This window comes from Nonomuraea cavernae, assembly GCF_040655715.1.
Classification (GTDB): Bacteria; Actinomycetota; Actinomycetes; order Streptosporangiales; family Streptosporangiaceae; genus Nonomuraea; species Nonomuraea cavernae_A.
Genome location: NZ_JBFAKL010000015.1, coordinates 181,719 through 198,506, shown reverse-complemented (window position 1 = coordinate 198,506; position 16,788 = coordinate 181,719). Strand labels below are relative to the sequence as shown.

Genomic DNA, 16,788 nt, shown 5'->3' with positions numbered 1-16,788 from the left:
GACCAGTTGTTGCTGAAGGCCTCGCCGGTGCCTGACTGGAAACCGCCGGTGCCGCTGCCACGGTAGAGGTGCAGGTCCTTGGTGGTGGCGTTGCGGGCGATCACGTCGGCCTTGCCGTCACCGCTGAAGTCACGGCCAGCGCCGCCCGCCACGTACGGCCAGATGGTGTTGACGATGATCTGGGCGTCACCTGCCTGCGGCTGATAACGATCGGGATATGCCGATACCTGGACGGCCTGACATATCTGGCCGATCTGCGCCGTCATCCAGGTGTTGTTCGGATACTTCGACAGCATCTTGTTGAGGAACGCGTTCGTTGCCCAGACGGGATTGAGCCGCTGTGACACGCTGCCCCACGACGCGCGCTGCTGGAACAGGCCGAGGCTGTCGTGATCGAGTTCCTCGGCGATGTTGTCGATGCTCGACTCGATGATCGTCGTCGTGATGGCGATGACCGCGGCCCGCGAGTGCAACCCCCGGTCGTGCACCGCCTCGATCACTTTTCGCGCGCAGGAGACCCGGTAGGCCGACATGTACCCCCGCATCTTGGCCCTCAGCTTGCCGTTGAGCTGCGTCGCGAGCGCGGAATCGGTCGGGGTCGTGCCCGAGGAGTCACAGGCCGCGAGGGCGCGGGCCGTGGAGACGTCGCCGGCCCTCCTGGTGACGTCCGGGTCGGGGTCGGCCATGGCGGCGGTCGGTGCGATCAGGGACGTCAACGCGGTGACGGCTAAGGCCAGACCGGCGAGCCGCACCGCGCCCGCCCGTGAGCCCGGTTGAACAACGCGCATCGGAGTTCCTTGTCTCGAGAACCATTAATGGCTGAGACAGGACCCTCCTGGATGGTGGTCCAAAACGCCTTCAGAAACTCTGTAAAAGGCATCTCGTCAACGGATGCTCCCGCCGGCGAAGGTCGGCGAAGGTCGGCGAAGGTCGGCGAAGGCCGGCAAGGCCGGCAAGGCGACGGGGATGATCAGGGCAGGTGGCGTTCCAGGGACTCGAGCTTGCTCGTCATCCCGTCGGTGACCCCCTCGCGGAGGTCGGCCTTGAGCACGAGGCTGACCCGGGGCGCCACCACCGCCACCGCGTCGACGGCCCGCTTGACGACCGCCATCACCTCGTCCCACTCACCTTCGACGGTGGTGAACATGGCGTCGGTCCGGTTGGGCAGACCGCTGTCGCGCACGACCTGGACGGCGCGGGCCACCGGCTCGGCGACCCCCTCGCCGACGCCCAGCGGAGTGATGGAGAATGCGACGATCATGGGTGCCCCCTCGCGGCTCGGGGCACGGCCCATCCGCGCCCGCGGACTTGGCCGGGCACCGCTCGCGGCCCGAGCTCAGCAGGGGAGGGCGGCGCTCACCGGCGTCAATGATCCTAGCGAGCGCCTAGGCAGCGAAAAGCCACGGCACCCTGCAGCGCCGTGGCTACCGCGGAAAGTCAGACGTGTTCATGCTCCTCTTCGTCCTCGTCACTAGGACCGTCGGAGGGCTCGACACCCAGCACTGCCTCCCGTGGCTCGATCTCGTCGATGTGGTCCACCAACTGCAGCACGTGGTCGGGCTCGATCAGCCACTGCAGCGCGGACGCGCCGGTCTCATCGGAGGCGACGAGCTCGGCCTGCTCGGCCCGCTCCTCCTCCGTGAGGTCGGCATCGGGATGCCGGATCTCGGCCAGCGCGGCGGCCTGCAGCGCATCGACGTCGAGCACCTCGACGGTCAGTTCGACCGTCAGGCGTAGGAATTTCTCGTTATCGCTCATGGCGACGATGCTAGGGCAGCTTCCACTCGACAGGAGCCGCGCCCTGCTGAACGAGCAGCTCATTGGCCCTGCTGAACGGCCGGGAGCCGAAGAAGCCGTTGCGCGCCGAGAGGGGGGACGGGTGCGCCGACTCGACGCGCGGCACGCGGCCCAGCATCGGGGCGAGGTTGCGGGCGTCGCGGCCCCACAGGATGGCGACCATCGGCTTGTCGCGGGCCACCAGTGCGCGGATGGCCTGCTCGGTGACCTCTTCCCAGCCCTTGCCCCGGTGTGAGGCGGGCTTGCCGGGCATGACGGTCAGCACCCTGTTGAGCAGCAGCACGCCCTGATCGGCCCACGGAGTCAGGTCGCCGTTGGCGGGCCGCGGCAGGCCGAGGTCGGTCTCCATCTCCTTGTAGATGTTGACCAGGCTGCCGGGCAGCGGCCGCACGTCGGCGGCGACCGAGAAGGACAGCCCGATGGGGTGCCCGGGCGTCGGGTAGGGGTCCTGCCCGACGATCAGCACCTTGACGTCGTCGAAGGGCTGGCTGAAGGCGCGCAGCACGTGAGCTCCGGCGGGGAGGTAGTGCCTGCCTTCGGCGATCTCCTTGCGGAGGAACTCGCCCATCTGGGAGATCCGCTCGGCGACGGGCTCCAGCGCGTGGGCCCAGCCGGCTTCGACGACTTCGTTCAGGGGAAGACCTGCCATGGCTGTTGAGCTTATCCAGGTCCGGTACGGCCTGCGCCCGAAACCTCGACGCTGGGCCGTACCAGAATGATCACGACGGGCGCCCGCGCCCCCGCGGGTTAGCGGGCGCCCACATCGGGAGTTACTTCACTGAGCCGGCCATCATGCCCTGCACGAAGTAGCGCTGGAAGGCGAAGAAGAGGACCAGCGGGATGATCAGCGACATGAAGGCGCCGGAGGACAGGATGTCCACGTTGGAGCCGAACTGCCGCATCTGAGACTGGAGTGCCTTGGTCATCGGCTGGCTCTCCGGGTTGGCGAAGACCAGCGCGATGAGCATGTCGTTCCATACCCAGAGAAACTGGAAGATGCCGAGCGACGCGATCGCCGGCTTACCCAGCGGGAACACCACGGAGGCGAAGATCTTCCACTCCGAGGCGCCGTCCATCCGCGCGGCCTCCAGCAGCGAGGCTGGGATGCCGACGAAGAAGTTACGGAGCAGGAAGATCGCGAAGGGGAGTCCGAACGCCACGTGGAACAGGACCACGCCGGGGATGGAGCCGAAGATTCCGACGCCGCCGTAGAAGCTCGCGATCGGGATCAACGCGATCTGGATCGGCACGATCAGCAGCCCGACCACGACGAGGAAGAGCGTGTCACGCCCCGGGAACTCCATCCACGCGAACGCGTAGGCGGCCATGGCGGCGATGCCGATCACCAGGATCGTGGTCGGCACCGTGATGGCCACGGTGTTCCAGAAGGACGCGGTGAAGCCGCTGGCCAGCAGGTTGGAGTAGTTCTCGAGGGTGAGCTCGGCCGGCTTGGTGAAGATCGTCCACCAGCCCTCGGCGCTGTTGACCTGCACGGTGCGCATCGACACGACCAGCAGGCCGAGCGTCGGCACCAGCCAGAACAACCCGAGCAGGACCATCACGAACTGAACCACGCCGCTGCCGAGACGATCGACGATCCGGCCGGCCACACTCCTGGGCGGAGCTCCCGCCTCCACGTCGGCGGGCGCCGTGGCGCTTGCGGTCGTCATGCGTTCTCCCTCCTGAACCGGCGGATGTTCATGATCATGAAGGGAAGCACCAGGATCAGCAGGAAGATCGCCAGGGCGCTGCCGAGGCCCTGGTTGTTCCCGCCGCCGAACGACACCCGCCACATCTCCAGCGCGACCACGTTCGCCTCCGGCTGGACGGACGACGGCGCGATGATGAAGACCAGGTCGAAGACCTTCAAGGTATTAATGATCATCGTCACGAAGACGACGAGCAGCACCGGTGACAGCAAGGGCACGGTGATCCGCCTGAACACCTGCCACTCCGTGGCACCGTCGATGCGGGCCGCCTCCAGGGCGTCACGCGGGATCGCCGCGAGCCCGGCCGCGATCAGCACCATGGCGAACCCGGCCCACACCCAGACGAACGCGCCGATGATCGCCGGTGTGATCAGCGTCGGGCCGAGCCAGGTCAGGCCGTTGTACGAGGCCTGGAAGTTCGACGCCGGCAACTGGACGACGTAGGAGCCGGCGGGCAGCCCGGCGAAGCGGAACGAGCCGTCCTCGGTCGTCGTGGCGGTGCCGGCCACCTGGCCGTCCTTGACCGCCTCCACGGTCATGCCGGGCAGCCCCTTCTCGCCGCTGTCGATGGCGTTGCTGGTGCCGCCACCTCCCGCGGTGAAGTCGAACCACACCGTTCCGGACAGCGCGTCGCCGCCGGCCGGGGGCTTGGCGGGCTGGGCGTTGCTCGGCATGATCGCCGGCTTGATGCCGACGATGGGGATCAGCACGGGCTGGCCCGGCTGCGCGGCCTGCTTGGTGATGGCCGCGCCGCCCTGTGCCGCGACGGGTGACTCGTCGCCCTCACGGGGACGGGCCTCCGGGTAGCCCTGGGAGGAGGAGAACGTGTCGTGCACGGTGGTCAGGACGGCGTTCGCGATGCCCTTGTCGGGGTCCTCCTCGTAGACGAGGCGGAAGATCACGCCGGCGGCCATCAGCGAGACCGCCATCGGCATGAACACGATCAGCTTGAACGCGGTCGACCACCTGATGCGCTCGGTCAGCACCGCGAAGATCAGGCCCAGCGTGGTGACCACGATGGGCGCCGCCACCACCCAGATCAGGTTGTTGCGGATCGTGGTGAGCATGCCTTCGTCGGAGAAGATGGTGGCGTAGTTGCCGAGTCCGACGAATCCGCTGCCGGCGGAGTCGAAGAGGCTTCGGTAGATCGAGTAGACGATCGGGTAGACCACCCAGACTCCCAGCAACACCGCCGCCGGGAGAAGGAAGGCGATGGCGAGCGCCGGGGAGGGGCCGAGGCGTCGTTTCTTGGTGCGGGGGGTGTCAGCCGGTCCGGCGGGAGACCCGCCCGAGACTCGCTCGGACGGGTCCTGCGGGCCGTTGAACCGTTCGGTCACGGCCATCCCTCTTACTTCCAGGCCTTCTTGGCCTCGGCCTCGAGCGCGTCCTGCGCGCCCTTGATGTCGCTCGGGTCGCGCAGGAAGTCCTGCAGGACCTTCCACTCGCCCTTGCCGTCGGTGCCGCCGAAGGCGCTCGGCGCGAGGTCGGACATGTCGTAGCGGACGGCGTCACCGGCCGAGACGATCGTCTGGCCGAGCGCCTTGGTCAGCGGGTCGGGGTAGTTGTCGGGGGAGACGTTCTTGTTCGGGGACAGGTAGCCGGGGAGCTTGGCCCAGATCTCGCCGCCCTCCTTGGAGGCGAGGAACTGCAGCAGCTCCATCGCGCCGGGGGAGTCCTTCATCGCCACCGCGACGTCGCCGCCGAGCACGACCGGAGAGGTGTCACCGGCCTTGGGGAACGGGAAGTACTTGGCCTCCTCGCCGACCTTGGCGCCTTCCTGGACGGCGGTGACCGCCACGAAGTCGGCCTCGATGACCATGGCCGCCTTCTTCTGGCCGTAGACCTTGCTCACACAGGTCGGGAAGTCCGTCTGCAGCGCGCCGTCGGCGACGAACTCCTTCTTGCCCGCGATCTGCGCGATCTTCTCCAGCGCGGTGGTCACGCTGGGGTCCGTCCACGGGATCTCGTGCTTGGAGAGCTGGTCGTACTTCTCCGGGCCGGCCGTCGAGAGGTAGACGTTCTCGAACAGGTCGGTCAGGGTCCAGCCGGAGGCGCCACAGAAGGAGAAGGGCGGGGTGCCGGAGTCGGCGACGGTCTGAGCGGCCTTGAGCAGTTCGTCCCAGTTGGTCGGCGGCTGCACGCCGGCGTCCTCGAACGCCTGCGAGCGGTACCAGACCAGCGACTTGTGCGCCGCCTTGATGAGCACGCCGTACACCTGGCCGCCGGCGGAGCCGAGCTCCTTCCAGTAGGGGGTGTAGTTGGTGTCGATCTCCTTGGTCACGCCCTCGGTCAGCGGCTTGAGCGCCTTCTGGTCGGCGTACTGCTGGACCAGGCCGGGCTGGGGCAGGATCGCCACGTCGGGCGGGCTGCCGGCCTGGATGCGCGGGCCGAGGTAGGCGCCGGTGTCCTCACCGGTGGAGGCGTAGGTCACCTGCGCGCCGGTCTTGTCGGAGAAGGCCTTGAGCACCTGCTCGAAGTTCGCCTGCTCGTCACCGGTCCACTTGGCCGCCACTTCGAGCTTGACACCCTCTAACGTCTTGGCGCCGCCCGCCGGGGCGGAGCTCGACGCGGTGGGCTCGCTCGCTGTCGGCGCGTTGCCGCACGCGGCGACGGCTACCGCGAGCCCCGCAAGGATGGCTGCTGCTCTGACGTTTCGCATTGCTGCCTCACTGGGTTCTGATGATCTCTTCGAGTTCGGATTTCAGCGAGACCGCCATGTCATCGGCGGACTCGCTGTAGGGAGGGCTGAGCGCCTTGGTGACCGAGCTGGCGATGACCAGGCTCAGTTGGTTGTAGTTGGCGCTCACCGGCCGCGGTTTGGCGGCGAGGATGCTCTCCTTGAGCACGGGCAGGTAGGGGAAGCGCTTGATCAGCTCAGGATCGTCGTAGAGCTCGGTCCACACCGGAGGAAAGGAACCCTCGGTGAGGACCCGGCGCTCGTTCTCCAGGCCCGTGAAGTAGCGGATGAACTCCTGTGCGGAGTGCTGGTGCTTGGAGGAGGCGCTGACGGCCAGGTTGATCCCGCCCAGCGAGCTGGAGCCGGGACCGTCGAGGCCGGGCAGCCTCGTGACCGCGAACTTGTCGCCGAGTTTGGCCTTGGCCGGGCCGTACGCGTGCGGCCAGTTGCGGGCGAACGCCAGCCGGCCCTCCTGGAAGGCCAGGCGTGACTCCTCCTCCTTGTAACTCAGCGACGCTTTGGGAATCCAGCCTTCGCGCAGCCCTTGCTGCAGGAAGGCCAGCGCCGTCGCCGCCTTGGCGGGGTCGAGGGTCACTCGCGTGCCGTCGGGGCTGACGACCTGTCCGCCCGCTGACTGCACGGCTTCGGAGAAGTTGACCGTCAACCCCTCGTAGGCGAGGAACTGCCCGGCGTACCCGTCAATGTCGTGCTTTTTCGTTACCTCTTGTGCTGCCTTGCGAAGTTCCGCCCAGGTGCGCGGCGGCTTCTTGATGAGGTCGGTGCGGTAGTACAACAGGCCCGCGTTGCTCGTGTACGGCACCGCCCACAGCTTGCCCTTGTAGACCGCGGTGTCCACGACGGGCGGCAGGAACCTGTCGAGCGGGAAGAGCCCGCGCTCCAGGGGGATGATCCAGCCGTTCTCCGCGAACTCCGCCGTCTGCACCACGTCAAGCCCGAGCACGTCGTAGCGACTGCTGCGAGCCTGAAGATTGGCCACCATCTGCGCGCGCTGCTCGTCGGCGGCCTCGGGCAGTTCCAGGAGCGTCACCTTCTCGGCCGGGTGGGCCTGGTTCCAGCGATCCAGCAGGGGTTGCAGATACGCCGTGGTGTCGCGCCCGGTGGCGAACGTGATCGGGCCTGTCCCGCCCGTCCCCGTGGTGCCACCGCCCTCGTCGCCCGTACCCGCGCAACCGGCCGCCAGCAAGACGGACAGCACGATCGGCAGCGAGCGACGCACGCTGTTACCTCCATGTTTAAAGTGATTACATACGTGTTAGGTAGATGCATTCATGTTATGCACAGATGTAATCTTGGGGTCAACGGATTGCTTCGTAACGCATACGTAACAGAACGGGGAGGTGAGGCGTGCGGCCGCACCTGCTGGCGCTCCTGGCGAAGGAGCCTGCCCATGGATATGAGCTGAAACAGGCGCTCGAACAGACCTTCGGCAGCGCCTATCCCTCTCCCAACATCGGCCAGATCTACGTGACGCTCGGCAGGCTGGAGAAGGACGGACTGATCAGAGCCGTCGACGTCGAGCAGTCCAACCGGCCCAACAAGAAGGTTTACTACCTGACCGCCAAGGGGCGTGACGCGCTCACCGCGTGGGTCGACGAGCCCACCGAGGGCCCGAGGGTCCGCGATGAGTTCTTCATGAAGCTCGTGCTGGCCCCGCTCACCGGCATCGCCGACCGCATGGCGCTGATCAGCCGGCAGCGCCGACATTATCTTTCGCTCATGCGCGACCTGAATGACCTCCTGGTTCACATCGAACCCGGCGATCGGGTGGCGATTCTGCTCATCGAAGGTGCCATGCTGCATCTGCAAGCCGATCTCGACTGGCTGGAGCGGTGTCAGGAGGATCTCGCATGAACCCTGTAGTGAAGACGGTCAGCCTGGTCAAGATCTACTCCGGCGGAGCCGTCCCCGTGCCGGCCGTGCGCGGGGTGGATCTGCAGGTGGAGCCGGGAGAGTTCGTCGCGATCATGGGTCCGTCAGGGTCGGGCAAGTCGACCCTCGTGCACATGCTCGGTGGCCTCGACGCCCGCACCAGCGGCGAGATCTGGCTCGACGGCCAGCGCGCCGACACGCTCTCCGAGAGCGCCTGGGCGCTGCTGCGGCGCAAGAAGATCGGGTTCATGTTCCAGTTCTTCAATCTGGTCGCCAACATGACGGTGGCCGACAACGTGGAGCTGCCCGCGCTGCTGGCCGGCGTCTCGCCCAAGGACGCCCGCGAGCGCCGCGAGCACCTGCTGGGCGCGCTCAACCTCGCCGAACGCGCCGACGCCGCTCCCGGCCAGTTGTCGGGCGGCGAGCAGCAACGGGTCGCGCTGGCCCGCGCGCTGGCCAACCAGCCGAGCGTGCTACTGGCCGACGAGCCTACGGGCAATCTCGACAGCCGCAACACCCGCGACGTGCTCCGCCTGCTCAGCGACGTGCACAAGGAAGGCCAGACGATCATCATGGTCACCCACGACGCCCGGGTGGCGAGCCTGGCCGACCGCCTGGTGTCCCTCTTCGACGGCGAGATCGTCGACGACGGCCGCATCGCGCGCCGGCGCACGGGCACGGCCGGCGCGGTGATCGATCTCAGATGAGTCGTGGCGAGATGAGTCGTGGCGAGATGAGCTGTGGCGAGATGAGCTGTGGCGAGATGAGCAGGGTGAGATGAGCACAGCGCTGGCCGGTGGCCGGTGGATCAGGGCCGACCTGCGGGCCAGGAAGGGCCAGGCGGCCCTCACCGTGTTCGCCGTGGCCGGGATCGTGGCCGCCCTCATCACCGCCGTCACCCTGCTCGAAGACGGCACCAACCCGTGGCGCAACCTGTCGGCCCAGACCGACGGCGCCCACGTGTGGTTCTACACCAAGGACAGCCCCCAGGCCGCGGTGGGCGAGATCGACGGCGTGACCGACACCGCGGGGCCCTACCGCTCGGCGCCCGTCACCGTCGCCCAGGACGGCAAGAAGGAGCCCGCGTCGCTGCGCGCGATGTCCGCCGCGCGCCCGGCGGTGGCCCACCCGGTGGTGACCGAGGGTCGCTGGCTCAACTCCTCCCAGCTCGACGGCGTGGTGGTCGAGCGGTCGTTCGCCACCTCGCTGCGGTTGAAGGTCGGCGCGCCGTTCACGATCATCGCGCTCAGCGGAGAGCGCCACACGCTGTACGTGCGCGGCATCGCCCACTCCGCCGAGCAGGGCTTCTATCCCGAGTGGACGCCCGGCCTGGCCTGGGTGCTGCCGACCATGCTGGAGCGGATCGAGCCCATGCTCGGCCGCAGCGAGTGGGTGACCGGCCTGCGCCTGGCCGACCCCGACTCGGCCCAGCTCGTCTCGCAGCGCGTGGTCGTCATGCTGGAGGACCAACTGCAGCGGGTCTACACCTGGCGCGAGGTCCGGGCCGCGATGGAGCTGGACAACCGGCTGCTCGGCACGCTGCTGGCGCTGTTCGGCGTGGTCGGCATGGTGGCCGCCGGGCTCGCGCTGGCCAACGCCGCCGGCGGGCGGGTGCTCGGTCAGTTACGCGATCTGGCCACGCTCAAGTCCCTGGGATTCACCAGGGGCCAGGTCGCCCTGCTGCTCCTGGTCGAGCACGGCGCGCTCGGCCTGCTCGGCGTCGGGATCGGCACGCTGGCCGGCTGGGGGGTCACGGTGGCCTTCCTGGGCGTCTCAGCCCCGCCGATGCCCATGCTCGCCATCGTCGCGGGCACCGCGCTGGTCGTGCTGGCCGCGGTGGGCGTGCCCGCGTGGCGCGGCGGCCGCACCCCGCCCATCCCGGACATCCCAGCGGCGCCGCCCCGGGGCCACCTGTCCAGGATGGCCCGGCTCGCCCTCCTCGTACGCCTCCCGCCCGCGCTGATCCTCGGCACCCGCGACGCCTTCACCAGGCGGGTGCCCGCGTTTCTGACCGTCTTCGGGCTGGCCGTGCCGATGATGATGATCACGATCGGCCTGGGCGTCTGGTCCACGCTCGACGGCTTCCTCAGCCATCCCGAGCAGGTCGGCCAGCACGCGTCGCTCTACGTCAAGCCGGGGCTGGATCCGGTCGAGGCCAGGCGCATCGCCGTGGAGGATCCCCACGTGCGCGCCATCTACCCGGGCACCGATGTCAACGCGCTGGCTCCCGGCGAGGCCCGTTCGGTACGGGTGCGGGCGCTCGGCACCACGGGCGAGCCCTACCCGTTCCCGGTGGTCGAGGGCCGGATGTACGCCCGGCCGGGGGAGGCGGTCGCCGGTCAGGGGCTGCTCGATCTGCTCGGCCTGAAGATCGGCGACCGGGTGCGGCTGACCGTGGGCGGCTCGCCGCTGATCGTGCGCATCGTCGGCCGGACCGTCGAGCCCGACCTCGACGGCGAGGTGCTGTCCGTGGGCCTCGACAGCCTGGCGGCCAAGGACTCGGTGCCCCCCGAGCACTACGCGCTGGCGCTGCGCCCCGGCGCCGACCCCGACGAGGTGCGGGCCAGGCTGCTGGCCGAGTCGGCCGAGAGCCTGGAGGTGCAGCGGGTGGTCAATCCCGCCGACCGGCTGGCGGTGATCCGGGTGGTGATCGTGGCGCTGATCGTGGTGCTGGCGCTGATCGGCCTGGCCAACCTGCTCACGGCCAGTGCCCTGGGGCTGCGCGACCACGCGCTGGACCTGGCGGTGCTCAAGGCGATGGGGCTGACGCCGCGGCAGGTGATGGCGACGCTCGTGACCGGCACCGGGCTGCTCGTCGTGCTGGGCGTCGCGGCGGGTACGGCCGCCGGGGTCTCCATGGTGACCGGCCTGATCGACCTGCAGGGGCACACGAGTGGGGTGGGCGCCGGCATCGGCCGGGCGCCCTCGGCGCTGACGCTGACGCTCGCCGTGCTGGCGGCGGTGGGCGCGGCACTCGCGGTGGCGCTCATCCCGGCCCGCCGCGCCGCCCGCGCCCAGGTGCCCGTCACGGCCCGCTGAACCGGGCGTACGTCAGGGCCCGCTGAACCAGGCATAGGTCAGGGCCCGCTGAGCCGGGCATAGGTCACTGTGCGTTGAGCCGGGCATAGGTCACCGCATGGCGAAAGACGTCCGGCACGGTGTCGCCGTGCCGGACGCGTGACGCTCAGGGCCTGAGCGCGAACCAGTAGAAGCCGTGACCCGGCAACGTGAGCAGATAGGGCAGCTCACCGACCACCGGGAACCGCACCCCGCCCCGGGCCTCGACCGGCGTCATGCCGGTGAACCGGCGCAGGTCGAGCTCCACCGGCTGGGGATACTTCGACAGGTTGTTGACGCAGAGCATCACGTCGTCGCCCTCCTCACGGATGTAGGTGAGGACCGAGGAGTTGGACGACCACATCTCGGTGTAGGCGCCGGTGCCGAACACCGGGTGGTTGCGGCGGATCTCCAGCATGCGGCGGGTGAAGTGCAGCAGCGAGCCGCTGTTGCGCTGCTGGGCCTCGACGTTGACCGCCTGGTAGCCGTAGATCGGGTCCATGACGACGGGCAGGTAGAGGCGACCGGGGTCGGCGGCCGAGAAGCCGGCGTTGCGGTCGGGGCTCCACTGCATCGGCGTGCGCACCGCGTCACGGTCTTCGAGCCAGATGTTGTCGCCCATGCCGATCTCGTCGCCGTAGTACATGACGGGCGAGCCCGGCAGACTCAGCAACAGGGCGGTGAACAGCTCGATCCGGTCGCGGTCGTTCTCGAGCAGGGGCGCGAGGCGGCGGCGGATGCCCAGGTAGGCGCGCATCCGCGGGTCCTGGGCGTACTCGTTGTGCATGTAGTCGCGCTCTTCCTCGGTCACCGTCTCGAGCGTGAGCTCGTCGTGGTTGCGGAGGAAGATGCCCCACTGCGCGGTGTCGGGCAGCTTGGGAGTGCGCGACATGATCTCCGAGATGGGCTCGCGCGTCTCCTTCTTGACCGCCATGTAGATGCGTGGCATCAGCGGGAAGTGGAAGGCCATGTGGCACTCGTCGCCGCCCACGGTGGGGTCGCCGAAGTACTCGACCACGTCCTCGGGCCACCCGTTGGCCTCCGCCAGGAGCACCCGGTCGGGGTAGAGGCGATCGACCTCGGCGCGGATCTTCTTCAGGTAGGCGTGCGTCTCGGGCAGGCCGGAACAGGCCGTGCCCTCCCGCTCGAACAGGTAGGGCACCGCGTCCAGCCGGAACCCGTCGATGCCGAGGTCGAGCCAGAATTTCAGGACCTCCAGCATCGCCTCCTGCACGGCCGGGTTGTCGTAGTTGAGGTCGGGCTGGTGGTGGAAGAAGCGATGCCAGTAGTACTGCTTGCGCACCGGGTCGTAGGTCCAGTTGGACTCCTCCGCCCCGATGAAGATGATCGGCGCGTCCGGGTAGCCGGTGGGCTCGTCGGCCCACACGTAGAAGTCGCCGTACGGCCCCTCGGGGTCGTGCCGGGAGGCCTGGAACCAGGGATGCCGGTCGCTTGTGTGGTTCATCACCAGGTCGGTGATGATCCGCAGGCCTCGCTCATGGGCGGCTTCGATCAGCTGGACGAAATCTCCGAGATCTCCGAAGTCAGGAAGGATCTTCATGTAATCGGAGATGTCGTAGCCGCCGTCGCGCAGCGGAGACTCGTACAACGGGAGCAGCCACAGGCAGTCGACGCCGAGCCACTCCAGATAGCCGAGCTTTTCGATGAGACCGCGAAGGTCTCCGGTGCCGTCGCCGTTGGAGTCCTTGAACCCTCGGACGAGAACCTCGTAAAACACCGCCCGCTTGTACCAGGAGGGATCCTCCGAGACGAATGCCTCGGAAATCGGCTCCGGCGATGGGGATGCGTTGATCATATGTCGCTCACAGAAGGAGATGTGGGCAGGACGAAGTCACCGGTTCCCCGGCGTTTGCTTTCTGGTGACCGCGCCGCCTGAGGTCGTCATCCCTGCGAACCTCATGCCCTTGACGAGACCGGATTTGTGATCCAGTGCCCGCTTGTGCGGCGCTTACGGGCCGAACACTACCAGCCCGTCGGCTTTCCGGAACCGCTATTGCTGTGCAGCCATTAATACCCAGGAGATCACTGCGTAACCGCGATGTTACCCGCAGTTCATTTTAGAACGGCGGAGACAGCTCATCTAGGTCGTTCTCGAAGTCATTCAGCCACAACCCGAACAACACCAGCCCACGCACCCAGAAACGGTCGTTCCAGCCATGGAAACGCGTGAGCGCGTCGGGGCCGCCGCCGATGACCTCGTGCAGCTCCTCGGACAGCAGCGACGGCACCCGTTCGGCCACGGTGCTCAGCATGCGGTGCGAGTAGGCGCGCGCGGGAGCGGCGGCCGAGCGCAGCGGGACCCGCCGCAGCGGCTGCTTGACCACGTTCGTGGACGGCAGCGCGGCGACCCGCGGGTTGGCGGCGTGGAGCAGCTCGCGGTAGAAGCGGCCCTGGTCCTTGCGGCTCACGCCCACCGACAGCGCCGCGTCGAAGAAGTCGGGGTGGATGAACGGCGCCGCGAACGACGCCTCGGGACCGACCAGGTTGACCGCCGAGCGGGCGATGCCGCGCACGGTGCGGGTGTGCAGGACCGACAGCGGCAGCTCGGCCCGGTGGCCGTGCAGCATCGAGGTGGCGGCGCCGAACTGCTCCCTGACGGCCTCCTCGATCCAGGCCCCCGCCCGGGGCGACAGGAACGGCTGCGATGGGGCGCCGAGGCTCAGCGAGCCGAGCACGGCCGCCGACCGCTCGGCCTGCGACGTGGCCTCCAGCGCGGCGCCGCTGACCATGAAGTTCTTCAGCAGCGGCCCGCCCGCGAGCCCGTCGATCAGCATCCGGCCCGAGCCGTGCACCTCCTGGGCGAACGGCGCGTACCAGGCGTGGTGCGGCGTCAGGTATTCGAGCCTGCGCGCCACCTCCATGGCGTCGCCGGGATAGGCGGCCGCATCCTGCGTGATCACCCGGTGCTCGACGCCCAGCTCGTGGGTGATCGCCCTGGCGAACGCGATGTCGGTGTCGGTGCCGTCGTCGGGGCTGGTGGTCCACGACTCGACGTCGGCGCCCCGGGCCACGGCGACCGAGCAGAGCAGCCGGGAGTCGTAGCCGCCGCTGACCGGCACGAGCAGCCGCCGCCCGTCGTAGTCCTTGTAGACGTCGTGCAGGATCTCCAGCAGCTCGCCGGCTGTGGTCCACGCCTCGTAGGGCTCGCGCCGCAGCCAGCGCGGCAGCCTGCGCTCCGTGGCCAGCGCCCCCCGCTCGAACGTCAGCGCGCTCGACCCCGGCAGCCGTTTGACCTGGGAGTAGGGGGTGGCGTCGCCGAGGGGGAAGGTCACCTGGATGATCGAGGCCCAGGCCGCCCAGTCGAGCTCGATCGGGACCAGCGACAGCAGCGGCTGGATCAGGGACGAGAAGTAGACCGCGTCACCCAGGCGTACGTAATAGACGTCGACCAGGCCGAGCGCGCCGGCGTGCAGCGTGACGCGCTCGCCGTCGCCGATCAGCCCCGGGGTCTCGTAGGTCTCGGCGACCGACATCCAGTCGCCGAGCGCCGGCGGCCGGCGCTCACCCCAGGAGAACGCGAACGCCCCGTCGGCGCGGTGGTAGGGCGGCAGCGGCGCCGAGCTGAACAGCGCGGCCTCGGCCGTCTGCAGGGCGGGACGGACCCGAGGCCCCGCCCCTGTCAGCTTGCCGAGGACGACGGAGTCGACCCGGCCGAAAGCGCCACAGACGTAGGGCCGCACGTTGAACTGCACCGGAATCTCATCCCTTCGAGACGCTTCCTGCAGAAGAGTATCCTTTGCCGGGCTAGGAATCGGAGGTCTCGGTGAGCACTGAGCTGGAGAGCACGAGGCGCGCGCTGCGTGATGCGATCGCCCAGGCGGAGCACGCGGCCGAGCTGGCCAGGCTGCTGGAGGCCGCGCAGTCGCGGCTGGCCGGCGCCGAGAGCGACGCCGAGGAGGCCAGAGCGCTCGCCGAGCGGCTGGTCGAGACCGAGGAGCGGCTGGAGGCCGAGCAGGCCGCTGCCGAGAAGCTGCGTAAGGAGCTGGCCGAGCAGCGCTACCAGGCCGAGGTGGCCAACTGGAAGCTCTCCTCGATCAAGGTGGCCCGCTGGAACCGTCTCGGCGACGCCATCAAGAGCGGCAAGAACAACCCGGTGCGCCTGGCCAAGGGCCTCAAGGGCGCCGCCAAGCCGGTCAAGCGGCCCTCGGCGCCCAAGCGCGCTCCGGTCGCGGGCGGCCGGCGGGCCAAGGACGAGCGGCCCGGCGCCGCCTTCCAGGCCACCACCTCGATCAGGAAGCTCGACGGCGCCTCCTTCCGGCTGAAGCCGTTCCGGGTGCCCACCGGGCCCAACACGCGCCCGCATCTGACGGCCGCGGTGATCGCCGACCCGCACGCCGAGGCGCTGCTGCGTTACGAGTGGCGGCAGACGACCGGCTTCACGCCGCGCGACTTCGCCCGCGTGCTGCCCCTGGAGGTGCCCCACCTGCTCGTGGTCGAGTCGGTCACGCAGGGGCCGTGGGCCGAGGAGATCATCGGTGCGCCGGGCGACGGGCTCAGGGCGCTGCTGGCCTGGTGCGCCGAGCGCGGCATCCGCACGGTGTTCTGGCACACGCAGGGCGACATCGCCGACTACGCCGCCGCGGCCGAGCTGTTCGAGCACCGCTTCGCCACGCATCCCGCCGAGGGCTGGCCGCGCCTGTCGTTCGGCGTCCAGCCGCGGGTGCACAACCCGCTGCCGCTGTCCGGTGGCCGGGTCGACCGGGTGCTCACGCTGGACCAGCTGCTGCCCGGCCACCTGACCTATCCCGACGTGCTGACCTCCTACCGCTGGCCCGCCGCCGTCGACTGCCCGCCCGGCACCCCGCAGTGGCGGCTGGCCGAGATCGCGGCCTGTGGCACCCCCATCGGTGACGAGCCCGACTCCCGCAGGGCGCACGCCGCCCTGCGCCGCGCCTACGCCACCGGCACGATGACCGAACGGGTCGACGACCTGCTGGAGGCGATCGGCCTGCCCAGCCACCGCGCCACGCTCGACATCTCGGTGATGCTGCCGGTGCTCGACCGCTCGCTGCTGGAGCACGCGCTGGCCCAGGTGGCGCGTCAGTCCGCGACGGTGTCGCAGCTGGTCGTGTTCGGCCCGCCGGAGTCCGAGCTGCGCGCCCGCGACGTGCTGCCCGGCGTCGAGGTGGTCTTCCGCGACCTCGACCCGGGGCTGTCGGCCGGGGCGATGCTCAACCGGGGGCTCGACCTGTGCGAGTCCGACCTGGTCTCGGTGATGGACCCGCGCGACGTCTACGGCCCCCACTACCTGTCCGATCTCAGCCGGGCCTTCCTGTTCGGCACGGCCGACATCGTCGGCAAGGCCGCCTTCTACGCCCACCTGCGCAAGCCGCAGGCCACGCTGCTCAAGCAGCCCGACGCCGAATACTCCTACCTGCCGGAGGTAGCTGGGGCCACGTTGCTGGCCCGCCGGGGCGCGCTGCGCGAGCTCGGGTTCGCCGACCTCACCGAGGGGTGGGACGACGTGCTCATGCGTCAGTGCCGCGCCGACGGGGTCAAGGTGTTCTCGGCCGACCGGTTCGGCTACGTCCGGGTGCGCGACGAGGACCGCTGGCTGCTGGGCGCGGCCCACCTGGTCGAGTACGGCTCCGCCGAGCCGCACGCGCTCATCTGACCGGCGGCCTCGCCCAGGAGATC

The 16,788-nt window shown here is 69.1% G+C and carries 14 protein-coding genes; 4 read left to right on the top strand and 10 right to left on the bottom strand.

All coding sequences use genetic code 11. The features are described from left to right. The 8 genes from AB0I38_RS22885 to AB0I38_RS22850 all read right to left on the bottom strand — a co-directional run. Positions 1 to 788: hypothetical protein (locus tag AB0I38_RS22885; RefSeq protein ID WP_358471258.1), on the bottom strand; the 788-nt coding region annotated here is incomplete at its 3' end. A gap of 182 nt (positions 789 to 970) precedes the next feature. Beyond that, positions 971 to 1,261 (bottom strand): MTH1187 family thiamine-binding protein, encoded by a 291-nt coding sequence (locus AB0I38_RS22880; RefSeq protein WP_358471257.1) that lies wholly within the window; start codon positions 1,259 to 1,261, stop codon positions 971 to 973. Positions 1,262 to 1,437: 176 nt separating this feature from the next. Next, a complete protein-coding gene (locus AB0I38_RS22875; protein ID WP_358471255.1) occupies positions 1,438 to 1,758 on the bottom strand; it encodes a hypothetical protein in 321 nt (106 codons plus the stop codon). 10 nt (positions 1,759 to 1,768) lie between these two features. Beyond that, complete coding sequence (locus AB0I38_RS22870) at positions 1,769 to 2,446, bottom strand: uracil-DNA glycosylase (protein WP_358471253.1); 678 nt, start codon at positions 2,444 to 2,446, stop codon at positions 1,769 to 1,771. 121 nt (positions 2,447 to 2,567) lie between these two features. Next, complete coding sequence (locus tag AB0I38_RS22865; protein WP_358471251.1) at positions 2,568 to 3,467, bottom strand: carbohydrate ABC transporter permease; 900 nt, start codon at positions 3,465 to 3,467, stop codon at positions 2,568 to 2,570. Continuing rightward, positions 3,464 to 4,849 (bottom strand): ABC transporter permease subunit, encoded by a 1,386-nt coding sequence (locus tag AB0I38_RS22860; protein WP_436838767.1) that lies wholly within the window; start codon positions 4,847 to 4,849, stop codon positions 3,464 to 3,466. The genes AB0I38_RS22865 and AB0I38_RS22860 overlap by 4 nt, the downstream gene beginning before the upstream one ends. A gap of 5 nt (positions 4,850 to 4,854) precedes the next feature. Beyond that, positions 4,855 to 6,165, bottom strand: coding sequence for an ABC transporter substrate-binding protein (locus AB0I38_RS22855; protein ID WP_358471247.1), 1,311 nt, complete (start codon positions 6,163 to 6,165; stop codon positions 4,855 to 4,857). A gap of 7 nt (positions 6,166 to 6,172) precedes the next feature. Then, the gene (locus AB0I38_RS22850; RefSeq protein WP_358471245.1) at positions 6,173 to 7,420 is read right to left on the bottom strand and encodes an ABC transporter substrate-binding protein; all 1,248 of its coding nucleotides are present in this window, start codon (positions 7,418 to 7,420) and stop codon (positions 6,173 to 6,175) included. A 128-nt stretch (positions 7,421 to 7,548) separates the two neighbouring features. Between AB0I38_RS22850 and AB0I38_RS22845 the strand changes: the two genes are divergently transcribed. The 3 genes from AB0I38_RS22845 (at position 7,549) to AB0I38_RS22835 (ending at position 11,112) form a co-directional block, all read left to right on the top strand. Continuing rightward, the gene (locus AB0I38_RS22845) at positions 7,549 to 8,055 is read left to right on the top strand and encodes a PadR family transcriptional regulator (protein ID WP_189126079.1); all 507 of its coding nucleotides are present in this window, start codon (positions 7,549 to 7,551) and stop codon (positions 8,053 to 8,055) included. Continuing rightward, entirely contained in the window at positions 8,052 to 8,780 is a 729-nt protein-coding gene (locus tag AB0I38_RS22840) for an ABC transporter ATP-binding protein (protein ID WP_358471243.1), read from the top strand. Before AB0I38_RS22845 ends, AB0I38_RS22840 begins: the two co-directional genes overlap by 4 nt. Positions 8,781 to 8,850: 70 nt before the next feature. Beyond that, a complete protein-coding gene (locus AB0I38_RS22835) occupies positions 8,851 to 11,112 on the top strand; it encodes an FtsX-like permease family protein (protein WP_358471241.1) in 2,262 nt (753 codons plus the stop codon). 145 nt (positions 11,113 to 11,257) lie between these two features. On the opposite strand, the gene treS is transcribed toward AB0I38_RS22835, so the two are convergent. Beyond that, a complete protein-coding gene (treS, locus tag AB0I38_RS22830) occupies positions 11,258 to 12,946 on the bottom strand; it encodes a maltose alpha-D-glucosyltransferase (protein WP_358471239.1) in 1,689 nt (562 codons plus the stop codon). Between the two features lie 262 nt (positions 12,947 to 13,208). Then, positions 13,209 to 14,843 carry an asparagine synthetase B family protein gene (locus AB0I38_RS22825; protein ID WP_358471237.1) on the bottom strand — a complete coding sequence of 545 codons (1,635 nt, stop codon included), beginning with the start codon at positions 14,841 to 14,843 and terminating at the stop codon, positions 13,209 to 13,211. A 71-nt stretch (positions 14,844 to 14,914) separates the two neighbouring features. On the opposite strand from AB0I38_RS22825, the gene AB0I38_RS22820 reads away from it, so the two are divergent. Continuing rightward, positions 14,915 to 16,765: a glycosyltransferase gene (locus AB0I38_RS22820; protein WP_358471235.1), complete on the top strand. Its 1,851-nt coding sequence runs from the start codon at positions 14,915 to 14,917 to the stop codon at positions 16,763 to 16,765. Positions 16,766 to 16,788: the final 23 nt, after the last annotated feature.

Excerpts from the sequence above, each read along its gene's own strand:
- treS (WP_358471239.1), bottom strand. The coding sequence starts at position 12,946 with ATGATCAACGCATCCCCATCGCCGGAGCCGATTTCCGAGGCATTCGTC.
- AB0I38_RS22875 (WP_358471255.1), bottom strand. The coding sequence starts at position 1,758 with ATGAGCGATAACGAGAAATTCCTACGCCTGACGGTCGAACTGACCGTC.
- AB0I38_RS22835 (WP_358471241.1), top strand. The coding sequence starts at position 8,851 with ATGAGCACAGCGCTGGCCGGTGGCCGGTGGATCAGGGCCGACCTGCGG.
- AB0I38_RS22870 (WP_358471253.1), bottom strand. The coding sequence starts at position 2,446 with ATGGCAGGTCTTCCCCTGAACGAAGTCGTCGAAGCCGGCTGGGCCCAC.
- AB0I38_RS22880 (WP_358471257.1), bottom strand. The coding sequence starts at position 1,261 with ATGATCGTCGCATTCTCCATCACTCCGCTGGGCGTCGGCGAGGGGGTC.
- AB0I38_RS22855 (WP_358471247.1), bottom strand. The coding sequence starts at position 6,165 with ATGCGAAACGTCAGAGCAGCAGCCATCCTTGCGGGGCTCGCGGTAGCC.
- AB0I38_RS22840 (WP_358471243.1), top strand. The coding sequence starts at position 8,052 with ATGAACCCTGTAGTGAAGACGGTCAGCCTGGTCAAGATCTACTCCGGC.
- AB0I38_RS22865 (WP_358471251.1), bottom strand. The coding sequence starts at position 3,467 with ATGACGACCGCAAGCGCCACGGCGCCCGCCGACGTGGAGGCGGGAGCT.
- AB0I38_RS22860 (WP_436838767.1), bottom strand. The coding sequence starts at position 4,849 with ATGGCCGTGACCGAACGGTTCAACGGCCCGCAGGACCCGTCCGAGCGA.